The sequence below is a fragment of the Methylobacterium sp. W2 genome, assembly GCF_020662345.1.
In the GTDB taxonomy this organism is placed as follows: Bacteria; Pseudomonadota; Alphaproteobacteria; order Rhizobiales; family Beijerinckiaceae; genus Methylobacterium.
The window spans coordinates 1-15,754 of sequence record NZ_VMOA01000055.1; the positions used below are offsets into that span (position 1 = coordinate 1).

Below are 15,754 nucleotides of genomic sequence, written 5' to 3' on the forward strand. Positions count from 1 at the left end.
CCGAAGCCCCAGACGGCGCGGTTCGCCCTGCCGAAATCCGGTGCGCTTGCCCGGGCGTTGGAGGCGCTGAAGTGCGGCGACAGCCCGACGCTCGCCAACGTGCCCGAAGGGTTCGACGCGGTGGTGGTGGCCGATCTCGCCCGCGCCCTGTCCCGGAGCTTCGAGGGGCCGGCCGTTCTGGTGCATGTGGCCCGCGATTCCGGGCGTTCGAACGCGTTCCAGACCGGGCTGAAATTCGTCGCCCCCGAGATCGAGGTGATGAGCATCCCGGCCTGGGATTGCCAGCCCTACGACCGGGTCTCGCCGAATTCCGCCATCGCCGCCCAGCGGATGACCGCCCTGTCGCGGCTCTCGCGCTCGCGCTCGTCCGAAGAGCAGCCGCGCATTCTCTGCACCACCGTCAACGCTTTGATTCAGAGGGTGCCCCCCCGAGAGAAGATCGCGGTGGAAACGTTCTCGGCGGCGATCGGCAACGTGGTGCCGATGGACACCGTCACCGCCTGGGTCGAGGCCAACGGGTTCTTGCGCACGGGGACGGTGCGGGACACGGGCGAATATGCCGTGCGCGGCGGCATCCTCGACCTGTCGCCGCCGGGCCTGCCGAACCCGATCCGCCTCGACTTCTTCGGCGATACCCTCGAATCGATCCGCGCCTTCGATCCCGAGACCCAGCGCACCGTCGGGTCTCTCCGCTCCCTCGACCTCGTTCCCATGAGCGAGGTGCAATTGACCACGGAGACGATCCGCCGTTTCCGCCAGGGCTACATCTCCACCTTCGGCGCGGCGACGCGGGACGACCGGCTCTACGAGACGATCAGCGAGGGACGGCGCTATGCCGGCGTCGAGCACTGGATGCCGCTGTTCCACGACCATCTCGACACCCTGTTCGACTACGTGCCCGGCGTACCGCTTGTCTTCGACGCACAGGCCGAGGAGGCGGTGGCCGAGCGCCTCACCCTGATCCGCGATTATTACGACGCCCGCGCCGAGGCGATGAAGACGCCGTCCACCGGCGTCGCGCCCTACAAGCCGCTCAGGCCCTCGGCGCTCTACCTGACGCAGAACGACTGGAAGGAGCGGGTGGCCGCCTCCTCCGTCGCGCGGCTCTCGCCCTTCGCGGTGCCCGAAAGCCCGGACCGCCTGACCATCGATTGCGACGGCAAGGCGGGCCGCAGCTTCGCCGCCGAGCGGGCGGACGAGACCGCCAGCGTCTTCGACGCCGCCGTCGCCCATGTGAAGGAGCTCCAGGGGTCCGGTCATCACGTGATCCTGGGATCCTGGTCCGACGGCTCGCGCGACCGCCTCTGCGGCGTGCTCGCCGATCACGGCCTGAAGAAGCCGGTCGCCATCAACACGCTCACGGCGGTGAACGCCCTGAAGCGCGGCACCGACGTCGCCGTGGCGGTCTGGGGCCTGGAATCCGGCTTCACCGTCGACAAGCTCGCGGTGATCTCCGAGGGCGACATCCTCGGCGACCGGCTGGTGCGCCAGAAGCGCAAGTCGAAGCGGCCGCAGGACATCATCCTCGAGGTGCAGGCGCTCCAGGCGGGCGACCTCGTGGTCCATGCCGATCACGGCATCGGCCGCTTCGTCGGCCTGAAGACGGTGACGGCGGCGGGCGCGCCCCACGATTGCCTGGAGATCCAGTATGCCGGCGGCCTGCTGCTGCTGCCGGTGGAGAATATCGAGCTTCTGACGCGCTACGGCTCGGAGGATGCCGAGGTCGCCCTCGATCGCCTCGGCGGCGGTGCCTGGCAGGCCCGCAAGGCCAAGATGAAGAAGCGCATCCTCGAGATGGCCGGCCAGCTCATCAAGATCGCGGCCGAGCGCTTCGTGCGCCAGGCCCCCCGCCTGCAGGCGCCGGACGGGCTCTACGGCGAATTCGCCGCCCGTTTCGTGTTCGAGGAGACCGAGGATCAGGCCACCGCCATCGACGCCGTCCTCTCCGATCTCAATGCCGGCCGTCCCATGGACCGCCTCGTCTGCGGTGATGTCGGCTTCGGCAAGACCGAGGTGGCTTTGCGCGCTGCCTTCGCCGGCGCCATGGGCGGCAAGCAGGTGGCGGTGGTGGTGCCCACCACCCTGCTCGCGCGCCAGCATTTTCGTACGTTCGCGGAGCGCTTCAAGGGCTTGCCGGTCAACGTCGCGCAGCTCTCGCGCTTCGTTTCCGCCGCCGACATGAAGCAGAACCGCGCGGGGCTCGCCGCCGGCACCGTCGATATCGTGGTTGGTACCCATGCCCTGCTCGCCAAGAACGTGGCGTTCAAGGATCTCGGCCTCATCATCGTCGACGAGGAGCAGCATTTCGGCGTGGCCCACAAGGAGCGCCTCAAGGCGCTCCAGGCCGATGTCCACGTGCTCACCCTCTCGGCGACCCCGATCCCCCGCACGCTCCAGCTCGCCATGACCGGAGTGCGCGAGCTCTCGATCATCGCGACGCCGCCGGTGGACCGCCTCGCCGTGCGCACCTTCGTGATCCCGTTCGATGCGCTGATGATCCGCGAGGCCCTGCTGCGCGAGCGCTATCGCGGCGGCCAGTCGTTCTACGTGGTGCCGCGGATCGAGGACCTGGCGGAGGTGAAGCGCTTCCTCGACCAGGAGATGCCCGAGACCAAGGTGGCGGTGGCCCATGGCCAGATGGCGGCGGGCCAGCTCGAGGACGTGATGACCGCGTTCTACGAAGGCAAGTTCGACGTGCTGCTCTCCACCACCATCGTCGAATCCGGCCTCGACATCCCCACGGCCAACACGCTCATCGTGCACCGGGCCGACATGTTCGGCCTCGCCCAGCTCTACCAGCTGCGGGGCCGCGTCGGGCGCGCCAAGGCCCGCGCCTACGCCCTGTTCACGACGCCGGCCAACAAGCAGCTCACCGTGCAGGCGGAAAAGCGCCTGCAGGTGCTCCAGACCCTCGACACCCTGGGCGCGGGCTTCCAGCTCGCGTCCCACGATCTCGACATCCGCGGCGCCGGCAACCTCCTCGGCGACGCACAATCCGGCCATATCAAGGAGGTCGGCTACGAGCTCTACCAACAGATGCTGGAGGATGCCGTCACCGCCCTCAAGGCCGGCATCGACGAGCCGGTGGAGGAGGCGTGGTCGCCCACCATCGCGCTCGGCGCCCCGGTCACGATCCCGGAGGATTACGTGGAGGATCTCACCGTCCGCCTCGGCCTCTATCGCCGGCTCTCGACCCTGGAGAACGACGCCGAGATGGAGAGCTTCGGCGCCGAGCTCATCGACCGGTTCGGGCCGCTGCCGCCGGAGGTGGAGCAGCTCCTCAAGATCGTCACGATCAAGATCCTGTGCCGCGACACCAATGTGGAAAAGGTCGAGGCCGGGCCGAAGGGGGTCGTGGTCCATTTCCGCGACAAGTCCTTCGCCAATCCGCAGGGACTGGTCGCCTTCGTCGGCGGTCAGGCCTCCTTCGCCAAGGTGCGCCCGGACATGAGCATCGTGTTCATCCGCGAGCTCGATTCCATCCCCGAGCGCCTGAAGATCACGACCTCGATCCTGCGCGAATTGTCCAAGATCGCCCGTGCCACGAAGAAGAAGGCGGCCTGAGCGGCATCACGCCGGACCACGAAAAAAGGCGGGCCCAACGGCCCGCCTCGTGAATAAACTCTTGTTCTCGATCAGCCGCTTACGACGACCCGTTCATCGTCGGTGTCAGAGATCCGGCTCGTTCAGGACATAGGGCCCGATGCGGCTCTGCAGGTCGATCGCGGAACCGCCGCCACGCCCCGTCACACCATCGATGACGATGACGGGGATGCCCGCCTGCTGCATCTGCTCGCGCAGGCGCTCCGACAGCATGGCATAGGCCGGGTCGAGGCGGGACGAGGTCTGAAGGAGGATGGCCGCGGGGCGGGCGATGACGGCGAGAACGTCGTCGGCGGCCTCGAGGGATGCGGTAACGCTCGCATAACCCAGCTCGGCAAGCTCGGCGGCGAGGGAGTGATCGATGGCGCGGTGACCATCATCGACGACCAACACTTGTTGCAGCGCACTCATGACTGTCAGGGTTAGCCCATCAATCGCCCCTTGGGAAGGGACCTGTGCGATAACACACGTCAACCCGGATGGTTCGCCGGCTGTGGGGCGAAAACACTCCTGCCACCCGGCCGACGGTCCGAGGTTGGACGGCCACGTCACGCCCTCGCCATCCTTCGCATCGCACGTCAGCAGAGCGCTGCAAGATACTGTACTGGAAGACGAATTCCATTGACCAAACAGCCTGTACCATGGCCGTTCGCGCTGGCCGTTCACCATTCTGCGAAAGCGGTGGATTTCGGGCACGACTCGATGCCGAGACGGTCAGCAGCGCACGATCTCGGTTGCTCGGCCGGCAAATATTTTCGCCGCGAAGGGTACGGTATTCCAGAGATCGGCGGCTTTGTCCGGTGGAATCCCGCGCTGCAAGGGGCTGGCCTTGGAGGCGCGACCCCGGAAAGCGAATCGCCCGTCCTCGTCCCGAGCGATATCGAGCAGGGCCGGAAACGGTGCCAGCGGGTGAGCGTCCGCGAGGAAATGAGCGAGATCCCCGTCGGCCCGCGAGGCGGTGAGGAGGGCCGACTCGTCGAAGGCGAGGACATCCACCACCCGTCGTGGACCATGACCGGAGGCCGGCGCCAGCAGCCGGGCCTGAAGGCGGGTCGGCAAGCGATGGGTCAGGACGATGGAGTCGAGCCCGTCCGGGCTGCGGCTCGCGGCCAGATTGCGTTCGAGGGCGGCCGGCGCGACGAGATGGGTCGGCCCCGGCCGGGCCAGCGCTTCGGCGAAGCGGCCGGCATCGAACGGCACGACCATCTCCAGGTCGGCCCCCGCCACGAGGGCGGCACCGAGACCGGTGACGAGGCCCCTCAGGTCGACGGGGGAAAGGAGGGTCAGGATGCGCTCGCGCGGGGCGATCCGGGCCGTGGCGAGATGGACGGCGATGGTGGCGATCAGCGCGTCTGCGGGACGATAGACCGGCTGCGCGGGATCGGCGGCGGCGAAGGTGACGAGACCGGCGCTCTCCGGTGCGAACGGGCCGCCGCGTCCGTCGAGGACCATGCCGTCGAGGCTGATGACGCCGTCTGGCACGTCCGGCCCGAAGGCGGCGAGGTAGCGCAGGCCGAAATAGCGCACCGCCGCCTGGCGCAGGCACTCGGCCGGCAGCTTGCCCGCGACATGGGACTGGGTAAGCACGGCCTGGATGCCCGCGGCCTGGATGCCGGAGACCAGGGCATCCTCGTCCCATGCCAGGGGCAGGAGGCAGGGAATGTGGCCCGCGGCTTCGATGGCGAGGTAGGACAGCAGGGTCTCGGATCCGGGAGCGGCGAGGAGGCCGACCCGGCTCGCCGGAGCCAGACGCCATTGCCGCATTCCGTTGGCGAGGCGCGCGACGATCTCGGCGGCGGCCCCATAGGTCCAGGTGATGGGACCGCGCCCGGACCACTCGGCCTTGTCCTTCGGATCGACGAAGGCGACACGGGTGGGATCCGCATGGGCGGTCGCCGCCAGCAAGGTGCACAGGCCGGGCCTGAGGGTCTCCGCCCGCTGGCTCGGCGCGGCGGGCCTGTCCGCCGGTATGGCGACGGGGAGGGCGTCACGAAAGGACATGATCGCTGGCTGCGCCGACACCTCCGCTCAACTCCCCGCGCGCATCGACTCCTCGTGCCCTTCGGTCATGAACGATTAGGGTTAAACCTTGTTTAAGACCCAGCGGCACTGATCCCGGCCGGCGGCTGGAACCAGCGCGTTCGGCGGACGCTCGCCGCCGCGCGGTCGCGTGGGCACGCAACCCGTATCAGGGAGGCCGAACGGGGACGATCGCGCTCCTCCGGACGAGGCAGGTGTCATGTCTTCGCCGCATTCCGCAGGGAAGCAGGCCGCCCGGTCGTTCGAGCGGGTTCGAGGCGTTGAGCGCCCCGTCCAGTGCCTTGGTGGGCCAGGTTGGCCATCCAAGCTCCGGGAACGGGCAATTTGCGCGCGCCGAGGGCTTGACCGCACGGACCAGGGCGGCGAGGGCTCGACCGAACACCGTCCGCGGATTTCGATCCGCACCATCGAGTTCAGGAAACGCCTTGCTGGGCTCCAGAGCCGCAGCATTCCTTCGTCATTCGCGATATCCAAGGGGTCAGAGCTGATGTTCTTTGCCAACCGTCCCGCGCGCCCGATGCGCGCCGCCGCGATTCTCGCCCTGGCCGGCATGATGGGCAATGCGGGCCTGGCGGCACCGGCCTTCGCCCAGGCTCCGAAGGGCAAGGCCCCCGCTCCGACCGCCCCGGCTCCGGCGGCTCCGGCCACCCAGACCCCGGCCGCTCAGCAGCCGGCCGGCCCGCAGATCGTCGCCGTGAAGTCCGAGCCGTCCCAGGCCGACTGGACCAAGGTTTGCGGCAAGGATCAGAACACCAGCACCGACGTCTGCTACACCACGCGCGACTTCGTCTCCGACCAGGGCCAGCCGGTCCTCGCCGTGGCGGTCTACGACATGAAGAACGCCCAGCAGAGCGTGCGCGTGGTGCGCTACCTGCTGCCGCTCGGCCTGCTCCTCAGCCCCGGCATCCGCTTCACCGTCGACGGCCAGCAGGCGACCCCGGGCAAGTTCGCCGTGTGCTTCCCCAACGGCTGCTTCGCCGAGGCCGGCAATGTCGGCGCCGATCTGGTGAATGCGCTCAAGAAGGGCACCACCCTCAACATCAGCGTCCAGAACCAGGCCCAACGCGAGGTGACCTTCGCCGTGCCGCTGGCCGGCTTCGGCAAGGCCTTCGACGGCCCGGCCGTGGACCCGAAGGTGCTGGAAGAGCAGCAGAAGAAGCTCCAGGCCGAACTCGAGAAGCGCAGCGAAGACATGCGCAAGAACCTCGAGAAGCAGAACGCCGCCGGCGCCGCTGCCGGAAATGCCGCTCCGAAGCCCTGAGACCGGGCCCCAAACCCGTTCACGCATGAAAAAGGCCGGGCGGCGAGCCCGGCCTTTTTCATGCGCACCTTCGACGATGGCGCCCCACGCCGTGGGGGGCCGTCCGGCACTCAGTTCGCGTGCGCGCTCCGGAGGCGGTAGGCGCCGTCCGAATCCCGCTCGAACACCTCCGGAATGCCGGCATGGCGCAGGGCCTCACCGGACGTGTCGGGAACGAGGTTCTGTTCGGAGACGTAGGCCACGTACTCGCTCTCCGCGTTCTCGGCGAGGAGATGGTAGAACGGCTGGTCCTTGCGCGGCCGGACCTCCTCGGGGATTGCCAGCCACCATTCCTCGGTGTTGTCGAAGATCGGGTCCACGTCGAAGACGACGCCGCGGAACGGGTAGATCCGGTGGCGCACCACGGCGCCGAGGCCGAACTTGGCGGTGCGTGTCTGGGTTCCGGTGGGAGAGAGATCGGTCATGGCGCCAAAATAGGACGCGTCGGACTGGTTGTCATCGGCGGCGTTGCCACGCCGCATCGCAGGGAGCCGTCTCAGGCCGCAGGTCTCGGACGGCATCCGGCCGATCGCTTCGAGAGTGTGGCTGCGGGAAGCGGTGGCGAAGCCCGGAGCGACGGTGAGGGGGTTCGAACGAACGAGGCTGTGCCTGAGCCACCCCCTTACCTTGGGCTGCCGCCTCGCTTCATGCCCCGACGAGGGGGCATGAAGCCCCCTCCCCGCATGCGGGGAGGGGGGAGCCAGCGGAGACCGTCTCAGTTCAGGCCGCAGATGACTTCATACCAGAGGTCACTTCAGGCCGTAGGTCTTGGCCAACTCCGGATCCTTCTCGGCCACCAGCCTGGCGAGGTCGACGATGACCTTGGCCTGTTTCCAAGTGGCGTCGTCCTGCATCTTGCCGTCGAGCATCACCGCGCCGGTGCCGTCCGGCATCGCCTCGACGATCCGCACCGCGAAGGCGACCTCCGCCGGATCGGGTGCGAAGACGCGCTTGGCGATGGCGACCTGGTTCGGATGCAGGGTCCAGGCGCCGGCGCAGCCCATGAGGAAGGCATTGCGGAACTGAGCCTCACAAGCATCCCCGTCGGAGAAGTCGCCGAACGGGCCGTAGAAAGCCTTGAGGCCGTTGGCCATGCAGGCATCGACCATTTTCGCGATGGTGTAGTGCCAGAGGTCCTGCTGGGCCGAGGCGCGGGCGGCGCCATCGCTCGTCGGATCGGCGATGACGCGGTAATCCGGGTGACCGCCGCCGACGCGGGTGGTCTTCATGCCGCGCGAGGCGGCGAGATCGGCGGGGCCGAGGCTCATGCCGTGCATGCGCGGGGAGGCGGAGGCGATGGCGTCCACGTTGGCGACGCCCTCGGCGGTCTCCAGGATGGCATGGACGAGGATCGGCTTGCCGACGCCGTGCTTCGCTTCCAGCTGGGCCAGCAGCTGATCAATGTAGTGGATGTCCCACGGACCCTCGACCTTGGGCACCATCACCACGTCGAGCTTGTCCCCGACCTGGGACACGATCTCGAACAGGTCGTCGAGAATCCAGGGGCTGTTGAGGGCGTTGATGCGGGTCCACAGGCCGGTGCCGGACGCGGCGAAATCGGTCGCCTGCGCCATGGCGACGAAGCCTTTGCGCGCCGCCTCCTTCTGGTCGACCGGCACGGCATCCTCGAGGTTGCCGAGCACCACGTCCACGGTGGCGGCGAGGTCCGGCACGCGGGCGCGGACCTTGTCGTTGTGGGGCGGCACGAAGTGGATCATCCGCTCGAGCTTCACCGGCAGGTCACGGAACGGGGCCGGGGCGCCAGTGGCGAGGGGCTGGAAGAAGCGGCGCGGCAATTTCATGGGGTCTCGGGCTCCGTGTGTCGATCAATCGTCGGACTGGGTCATCGCTCTGAATATCGTATTCAGGACGATGCCTCAGGGTGTTGGAGGCGCATCATCTTTGCCGAAAACTCGGGTCGGACTTTTCGGGATGAGGCTCTAGCCTCGAAGCGGTTAGTCAAGGTTACCACCCACGTAAAGGCGGGTTTGAGAAGAAGACCGCTTTCCCAACGACGTGCGCTGGCGCATGTTCGACGCAGGGGCTCGTGCAGTGGGTCGGAACCGGCCAGTACACGCCGGGTTCTCGCAGCAGAGGCGGGCGCTTCGAGACGAACCAAGGACACTCTCTCATGTCCGGATCATCGAACCGACACGGTCTCCTCTACGCAGCCAGCCTCGTCGCGATGCTGAGCGTCGCCGCGCCAGGCGACGCCGCTCCGGCCCATGCGGGCACCCCGGCGAGATCCGCTTCCCCCAAGGATTCCTCCAAGGCATCGCCTGCCAGAGCATCCGAGCGCGTACCGTTCACGGCCGGCGACGCCGCCGAGGCCCGGCCCGAGGGCCTGAAGGGCCAGCTACGGATCGCGGCCGACGACACCAAGGCGTTCCAGGGCCTCATCGACGGGGCGAGCGCGGCGGCCGATCCATGGCTGGTCCTGTCGGGCGGCGGCGAGAACGGGGCCTTCGCCGCCGGCCTCCTCAACGGCTGGTCGAAGGCCGGCAACCGGCCCGATTTCGGCATCATCACCGGGGTCAGCACGGGGGCGATGATCGCGCCCTTCGCCTTCCTCGGCTCCAGCGCCGATGCGACGCTGGCGCGGGCCTATACCGAGATCTCCGCCGCCGACGTGTTCGAGTTCGGCGGCACCAATGAGGCCCTCACCGATACCTGGCCGCTCAAGCGCCGGATCGACCGGATGGTGACGGGCAAGCTTCTCGCCGACATCGCCGCCGAGCACGCCAAGGGGCGCCGCCTGCTGGTGGCGACCACGGCGGTGGACAGCGAGCGCCCGGTCCTGTGGGACATGGGTGCCATCGCCGCGGAGGGCAGCCCCAAGGCGCTCGACCTGTTCCGCTCCATCATCCTGGCCTCCTCGGCGGTGCCGGGCGTGTTCCCCCCGGTGATGATCGACGCGGTCGGTACGGACGGGAAGCGCTTCCAGGAGATGCATGTCGATGGCGGCACCACGGCGCCGTTCTACCTGGCACCGGAAGCCGCGATCCTCGGCAAGGCCAGGGTGAGGCTTCCCACGAGCACGGTCTACCTCGTCGTCAACAACACGGTGACGCCGGACTTCCAGATGGCCACCCGCACGACCCTGAGCGTGCTCGGGCGGTCGATGTCGGCCGCGATCAAGGCGCAGACCCGCGCGGCGCTGGCCCTGACGGAGCGTTTCGCCGAACGCAACGGCCTCGATCTCGAGGTGGCCGAGATCGACAACCGGTTCACGCGCACCACGTCCGCGCCCTTCGACCAGGATTACATGAAGGCCCTGTTCGCCCATGGCGAGAGCCTCGGGCGCGACGGCACCGCCTTCAGCCGCGGAACACCCGCCGCCTCGATCCCCACCGGATCGACGGGAGACCGCCTCGGGTCGGCGGAGACGCCGACGAGCCTCGCCCGGCGCTGATCGTCACCGCATCAGCGAAGGTGCGCCGAGGCGCGGCAGCACCCCCTCGCGCATGACGATGCGGCGCAAGGGTCCGATCGTGGTCATGGCCAGGAGGCCGAGGCCGCGCAGGGCGTCGACGGGGACGAGGGTCGTGAGCAGGCTGCGGTTGAGGGTGTCCACCGCCGCCGTGCGCAGGCGGGCATCCAGCGACCGGGAGCGGGCGAAGCTTGAGAGCGCATGGCGCGAGCCCGGATCGCGCCCGTCCGAGATCGCGGCCAGGACGCTGTCGCGCAACGCCGCCGCATCGCGCAGGCCGAGATTGAGCCCCTGTGCGCCGATGGGCGGGAAGGCGTGCGCCGCCTCGCCGATGAGCGCGATGCGAGGCCCGACCGGAGAGGCGACGGAGAGGCCGCGCATGGGCACGAGGCCGCGCGGCCCGTCGATGCGCATGGCCCCGAGCATGGCCTGGGCCTGGTCCTCGATGGCGCGCGAGAGGTCGGCATCCTCCAGTTCGGAGAGGCGCCGCGCCGGTCCCGCGCCAGCGACCCAGACGAGGCTGGAGCGGTGTCCGCCGGGGAGGGGGACCAGGGTGAACGGCCCCTGCCGGGTATGGAACTCGGTGGAGACGTCCCGGTGCGGGCGCTCATGGGCCAGCAGCGTGGTGATGGCGGCCTGCGGGTAGGACCAGTCCCTGGTGGCGATGCCGGCCTGCTCCCGCATGCGCGAGCGGGCGCCGTCGGCGCCGACGACGAGGCGGGCGGCGACGGACGCGCCCTCTCCCAGGATGATCCGGGCCTCGTTGGCATCCCGTTCCAGCCCCACCGCGTCGCTCTCGAACAGGGTCAGGCCGCGGGTCGAGCGCGCCCGCGCCCGGAGGGATTCCACGAGGCGGGCGCTCTCCACGTTCCAGCCGAAGGCGGGAAGACCGATCTCGGTGGAGACGAACCGGGCCGGCGGCGGGCGGAACAGGCTGCCCGTGTCATCGACGATATGGAGTTCGGCGAGCGGCGCGGCATGGGGCGCCACCTCCGCCCAGGCCCCCAGCGCGTCGAGGAAGCGCACCGATCCGTCGAGGAGGGCGACCGTGCGTCCATCGGCGACGGGGGCGTGGCGGCCGACGAGGGCCGTGGCGATGCCCTCGCGGGCCAGGGCCAGGGCGAGGCCGAGCCCGGCGGCACCTGCGCCGACGACGGCCACGTCGAAACGGGGAGGGGACGAATCCATGCATCGCTCCTCGGCGAGGGGCGCCCTCACCAGACCAGTCGAAGCGGCACCGACCGGACCGCTGCCGTTTCAAATAGGTGCCGTCCGTCTCGGGTCACCTCGCTGTGGCATTGCCACGCTGCGGCTTCTAGCATCAGCTGCGCGCCCCGACAGGGGCTGAGTGCCGGAGGTTGCCCCATCATGAGAGCGTCGTCATGAGCCTCGCCATCGCGCTGCTGGCGCTCGGATTCCTGATGCTCGTCGCCTATCGCGGCTTCAGCGTCATCCTGTTCGCCCCGGTGGCGGCGCTCCTTGCCGTGCTCCTCACCGACCCGTCCGCCGTGCTGCCGGTCTTCTCCGGCCTGTTCATGGAGAAGATGGTCGGCTTCGTGAAGCTGTACCTGCCGGTCTTCCTCCTCGGGGCGGTGTTCGGCAAGGTCATCGAGCTGTCGGGATTTTCCCGGTCGATCGTCACGGCGGTGATCGATCTCGTGGGCGCGCGCCGGGCGGTGCTCTCCATCGTGCTGGTGTGCAACCTGCTCACCTATGGCGGCGTCTCGCTCTTCGTCGTCGTGTTCGCGGTCTATCCGTTCGCGGCGGAAGCCTTCCGGTTGAGCGAGATCCCTAAGCGCCTCATCCCCGGCACCATCGCGCTCGGCGCCTTCTCCTACACGATGGACGCGCTGCCCGGCACGCCGCAGATCCAGAACATCATCCCCACCACCTTCTTCGGCACCAACACCTGGGCCGCCCCCTGGCTCGGACTGATCGGCGCCGCCTTCATCCTTGTGGCCGGCGTCGCCTATCTCGACCGGCGCATCGCCTCGGCCAAGGCCAGGGGAGAGGGCTACGGCAGCGGCCACACCAACGAGCCGACGCCCGTCTCCGACGAAGCCCTGGCGCATCCCCTGGTGGCGCTGCTGCCGCTCGTGGTGGTCGGCCTCTCGAACCTCGCCTTCACCGCGCTCATCCCGCGCCTCTATGGGGCGAAGACCGAGACCCTGCTGGCGGGGCTCGACAAGCCCATCGTCACCACGGTCTCGTCGGTCACCGCGATCTGGGCGGTGGAGCTGGCGCTGCTGGCCGGCATCCTCACGGTCTTCGTCTTCGCCTGGAAGCCGGTCTCGAAGAGTTTCGCCGAGGGCAGCCGCGCGGCGGTGGCGGGCTCCCTACTGGCGGCCATGAATACCGCCTCCGAATACGGGTTCGGCGCCGTCATCGCGGCCCTGCCGGGATTCATCGTCATCCGCGAGGCCCTATCCGCGATCCCCGACCCGCTGGTGAACGAGGCGGTGACGGTGACGGCGCTGGCCGGCATCACTGGCTCGGCCTCCGGGGGGCTGAGCATCGCGCTCGCCGCCATGTCCTCCACCTTCATCGCGGCGGCGCAGGCGGCCCATATCCCCATGGAGGTGCTGCACCGGGTGGCCGCCATGGCGAGTGGCGGCATGGACACGCTGCCCCATAACGGTGCCGTCATCACCCTGCTCTCGGTCACCGGCCTCACCCACCGGCAGGCCTATGCCGACATCTTCGCGATCACCGTGCTCAAGACCAGCGCGGTCTTCCTCGTCATCGGAATCTACTACCTAACCGGGCTGGTCTAAGGCTCGGCCAGCGGCATCGCGGTCACCGGGGGTCTGGACTTTCTCAAGGTGCGGGCGGCCAATGCCGCGACATCCGATACAACGGGAGACTTCCGATGGATCGTCGAACCTTCCTGACACTCGCGGCCGCCGGTGCCGTATTCCCGCTTGGCGGGGACCCGGCCAAGGCTGACACGATTAAGGCGGACCCGGCGAAGGCGGACCCAGCGAAGGCGGCTCCACCGCCGGCGCGGAACGTGGTCCTCGTCCACGGCCTCTTCGCCGACGGGTCGTGCTGGTCCGAGGTCATCGGGCGATTGCAGATGGCGGGCCTCACCGTCACCTCCGTGCAGAACCCGCTGACCACCCTCGACGAGGCGGTGGCCTCGGTGCAGCGGGTGCTGGCGCGCCAGGATGGCCCCACCGTACTCGTCGGCCATTCCTTCGCTGGCATGATCGTCTCCGAAGCCGGCACCGATCCGAACGTATCGGCCCTCGTCTACGTGGCGGCCCGTGCGCCGGATGCCGGCGAAGATTACGCGGCCCTGGCGAAGACGTTTCCGACGCCGCCCGCCAGCGCCGGCATCGTCTTCGACGGAGAATACGGGCGGCTCGGCGAGGCGGCGTTCCTGCGCGACTTCGCCGGCGACCTTCCCGAGGCGAAGGCAAAGGTGCTCTACGCGGTGCAGCAGCCGTTCGCGAAGGCGCTACTGGCGGGCAGGACCACCCAGGCGGCCTGGCGATCGAAGCCGAGCTTCTACGCGGTCTCCACGGAGGATCGGACGATCGACCCCGATCTCGAACGCTTCATGGCGAAGAGAATGGGCGCCACCACGATCGAGGTGAAGGCGAGCCACCTGTCCCTGATCTCCCAGCCCGACACGATCGCCAAGCTGATCCTGGACGCCGCCGGACGGCCCTGAACCCCGCCCGCGGGCGGGGCGATGCGACAGGCCCGAAACCCCGTTTGCCGACTGCCGGATCGTGCCCTATCGTCCGATCCGGCGACGCGGCATGATCGCCGGGAGAGGAGAGCTCACCATGGCATTCTTCATCGGGATCGCAGGACCCTGGCTCGTTCTCGCGGTTCTGGATCTTCTGGCGATTCGCCGCGACCGGGAACTGTCCCGCCTCCCGTGAAAGGCGTCAGAGCGCTTCACCCTGCCGGATCCTCGACGATCTTCAGGGTGAGCTGCGTGAACGGTCTGATCTCCCAGACGGACCCGGCCTTGAACATCATCACCACCCGGCAGCGGTTCATGACCTCGAAGGCGGGAAGGCCCGGCTCCGGCTGGAACACGAGCCCCGCGATGACGGCGGGGTCGTAATCGGCGGGCCTGATCCAGACGATCTCTTCCATGGAACGCTGCCACCCTGTGTCGCGGTTGCCGGGGAACGCCGCCGCCCGGCATCATCTCACGCGAGGCGGGCGATGTTTCGCAATGGCCATGCCGCCCGCGCCTCCGGCCGGGCACCTCAATCCGCAGCGCCGGGCTTGGATCGGCAGCGCCGGGCTTGCCCCTTAAGACCGGCAGCTTATGTCGCGTCCATCGAACAGACGAGGAGTGACGACGATGCCCAAGGCGATCCGGGTCTACGAATACGGCGAGCCCGAGGTGATGCGCTATGAGGAGGTGGCGGTGGGCGAGCCCGGCCCCGGTCAGATTCGCGTCCGCCAGACGGCCATCGGCGTCAACTTCATCGACATCTACTTCCGCTCGGGCGCCTACAAGGCGGCGCAGCTGCCCTTCACCCCCGGCAAGGAGGGCGCGGGCGTGGTCACCGCCATCGGCGATGGCGTCACCGGCTTCCGGGTGGGTGAGCGGGTGGCCTACGGTTCGGCCGAGGGCACCTATGCCGAGGAGGTGGTGATCAATGCCAGCGCGGCGGTGCATCTCGCAGACGGGGTCGACGACGCCACCGCCGCGGCGATGATGCTGAAGGGCCTCACCGCCGAGTATCTCCTGCACCGCACCTGCCCGGTGAAGCCCGGCGACACGATTCTGTTCCACGCCGCTGCCGGTGGCGTCGGCCTCATCGCCTGCCAATGGGCCAAGCATATCGGCGCCACCGTTATCGGCACGGTAGGCTCGGCCGAGAAGGCCGAGCTGGCGCGGGCCAATGGCTGCGACCACGTCATCCTCTACCGCGACGAGGATTTCGCCGCGCGGGTGAAGGAGATCACCGAAGGCAGGGGCGTGCGCGTCGTCTATGACGGCGTCGGCAAGGACACCTTCCCGGCCTCCCTCGACTGCATCGCCCCGTTGGGAATGTTCGTGAGCTTCGGTTCCGCCTCCGGCCCCGTGGAGAATTTCAACCTGGCGGTGCTCGGCCAGAAGGGCTCGCTCTTCGCGACACGCCCCTCCTTGTTCGCCCATGCCGGGACGCGGACCACCCTCGATTCCATGGCCGAGAATCTGTTCGGCGTGGTGGCGAGCGGCGCGGTGAAGATCCCCGTCCATGCGCGGGCGAAGCTCGCCGACGCCGTGCAGGTGCACAAGGATCTGGCCGGACGCCAGACCACGGGCGCCACGATCATGACCCCGTGATCCGAGCATCCCCTGATCCAAGTATTCCGTGAGCCAGGGATACCGCGATCTCGGGATCCCCCGACGACAGGACGAGGTA

The 15,754-nt window shown here is 68.7% G+C and carries 12 protein-coding genes; 6 read left to right on the plus strand and 6 right to left on the minus strand.

Translation table 11 applies throughout. The features are described 5' to 3' along the window. On the plus strand, nt 1-3,564 hold a 3,564-nt coding region (gene mfd / locus FPV16_RS22660), incomplete at its 5' end, for a transcription-repair coupling factor (protein WP_227440781.1). A gap of 105 nt (nt 3,565-3,669) precedes the next feature. Here the strand turns inward: mfd and FPV16_RS22665 are convergent. Beyond that, a complete protein-coding gene (locus FPV16_RS22665) occupies nt 3,670-4,014 on the minus strand; it encodes a hypothetical protein (protein ID WP_027173440.1) in 345 nt (114 codons plus the stop codon). Between the two features lie 303 nt (nt 4,015-4,317). Next, entirely contained in the window at nt 4,318-5,604 is a 1,287-nt protein-coding gene (locus tag FPV16_RS22670; RefSeq protein ID WP_227440786.1) for an AMP-binding protein, read from the minus strand. A 526-nt stretch (nt 5,605-6,130) separates the two neighbouring features. On the opposite strand from FPV16_RS22670, the gene FPV16_RS22675 reads away from it, so the two are divergent. Continuing rightward, entirely contained in the window at nt 6,131-6,904 is a 774-nt protein-coding gene (locus tag FPV16_RS22675; protein ID WP_227440787.1) for an invasion associated locus B family protein, read from the plus strand. Between the two features lie 110 nt (nt 6,905-7,014). Here the strand turns inward: FPV16_RS22675 and hspQ are convergent, their stop codons facing one another. Both hspQ and FPV16_RS22685 read right to left on the minus strand, forming a co-directional pair. Beyond that, nucleotides 7,015-7,368, minus strand: a complete 354-nt coding sequence (gene hspQ / locus FPV16_RS22680) for a heat shock protein HspQ (RefSeq protein WP_026175917.1) — start codon at nt 7,366-7,368, stop codon at nt 7,015-7,017. 324 nt (nt 7,369-7,692) lie between these two features. Next, entirely contained in the window at nt 7,693-8,745 is a 1,053-nt protein-coding gene (locus FPV16_RS22685) for an HpcH/HpaI aldolase/citrate lyase family protein (protein ID WP_018043703.1), read from the minus strand. 329 nt (nt 8,746-9,074) lie between these two features. Here FPV16_RS22685 and FPV16_RS22690 point away from each other — a divergent pair, with 329 nt between their 5' ends. After that, complete coding sequence (locus FPV16_RS22690; RefSeq protein WP_227440788.1) at nt 9,075-10,355, plus strand: patatin-like phospholipase family protein; 1,281 nt, start codon at nt 9,075-9,077, stop codon at nt 10,353-10,355. Nucleotides 10,356-10,358: 3 nt separating this feature from the next. On the opposite strand, the gene FPV16_RS22695 is transcribed toward FPV16_RS22690, so the two are convergent. After that, nucleotides 10,359-11,561: an FAD-dependent monooxygenase gene (locus FPV16_RS22695; RefSeq protein ID WP_227440789.1), complete on the minus strand. Its 1,203-nt coding sequence runs from the start codon at nt 11,559-11,561 to the stop codon at nt 10,359-10,361. 194 nt (nt 11,562-11,755) lie between these two features. Here FPV16_RS22695 and FPV16_RS22700 point away from each other — a divergent pair, with 194 nt between their 5' ends. Together FPV16_RS22700 and FPV16_RS22705 are read left to right on the plus strand one after the other, a co-directional pair. After that, the gene (locus FPV16_RS22700) at nt 11,756-13,147 is read left to right on the plus strand and encodes a GntP family permease (protein WP_227440791.1); all 1,392 of its coding nucleotides are present in this window, start codon (nt 11,756-11,758) and stop codon (nt 13,145-13,147) included. A gap of 95 nt (nt 13,148-13,242) precedes the next feature. Next, nucleotides 13,243-14,049: an alpha/beta fold hydrolase gene (locus FPV16_RS22705; protein WP_227440793.1), complete on the plus strand. Its 807-nt coding sequence runs from the start codon at nt 13,243-13,245 to the stop codon at nt 14,047-14,049. Between the two features lie 233 nt (nt 14,050-14,282). Here FPV16_RS22705 and FPV16_RS22710 read toward each other — a convergent pair whose 3' ends face one another. After that, the gene (locus FPV16_RS22710; protein WP_227440794.1) at nt 14,283-14,486 is read right to left on the minus strand and encodes a hypothetical protein; all 204 of its coding nucleotides are present in this window, start codon (nt 14,484-14,486) and stop codon (nt 14,283-14,285) included. 214 nt (nt 14,487-14,700) lie between these two features. Here FPV16_RS22710 and FPV16_RS22715 point away from each other — a divergent pair, with 214 nt between their 5' ends. After that, nucleotides 14,701-15,675, plus strand: a complete 975-nt coding sequence (locus FPV16_RS22715) for a quinone oxidoreductase family protein (protein ID WP_227440796.1) — start codon at nt 14,701-14,703, stop codon at nt 15,673-15,675. The last annotated feature ends 79 nt before the right edge of the window (nt 15,676-15,754 follow it).

Bases quoted from the DNA above. Each gene is read 5' to 3' on its own strand.
- FPV16_RS22705 (WP_227440793.1), top strand. From the start codon at position 13,243: ATGGATCGTCGAACCTTCCTGACACTCGCGGCCGCCGGTGCCGTATTC.
- FPV16_RS22715 (WP_227440796.1), top strand. From the start codon at position 14,701: ATGCCCAAGGCGATCCGGGTCTACGAATACGGCGAGCCCGAGGTGATG.
- FPV16_RS22710 (WP_227440794.1), bottom strand. From the start codon at position 14,486: ATGGAAGAGATCGTCTGGATCAGGCCCGCCGATTACGACCCCGCCGTC.
- hspQ (WP_026175917.1), bottom strand. From the start codon at position 7,368: ATGACCGATCTCTCTCCCACCGGAACCCAGACACGCACCGCCAAGTTC.
- FPV16_RS22675 (WP_227440787.1), top strand. From the start codon at position 6,131: ATGTTCTTTGCCAACCGTCCCGCGCGCCCGATGCGCGCCGCCGCGATT.
- FPV16_RS22695 (WP_227440789.1), bottom strand. From the start codon at position 11,561: ATGGATTCGTCCCCTCCCCGTTTCGACGTGGCCGTCGTCGGCGCAGGT.
- FPV16_RS22690 (WP_227440788.1), top strand. From the start codon at position 9,075: ATGTCCGGATCATCGAACCGACACGGTCTCCTCTACGCAGCCAGCCTC.
- FPV16_RS22665 (WP_027173440.1), bottom strand. From the start codon at position 4,014: ATGAGTGCGCTGCAACAAGTGTTGGTCGTCGATGATGGTCACCGCGCC.
- FPV16_RS22670 (WP_227440786.1), bottom strand. From the start codon at position 5,604: ATGTCCTTTCGTGACGCCCTCCCCGTCGCCATACCGGCGGACAGGCCC.
- FPV16_RS22700 (WP_227440791.1), top strand. From the start codon at position 11,756: ATGAGCCTCGCCATCGCGCTGCTGGCGCTCGGATTCCTGATGCTCGTC.
- FPV16_RS22685 (WP_018043703.1), bottom strand. From the start codon at position 8,745: ATGAAATTGCCGCGCCGCTTCTTCCAGCCCCTCGCCACTGGCGCCCCG.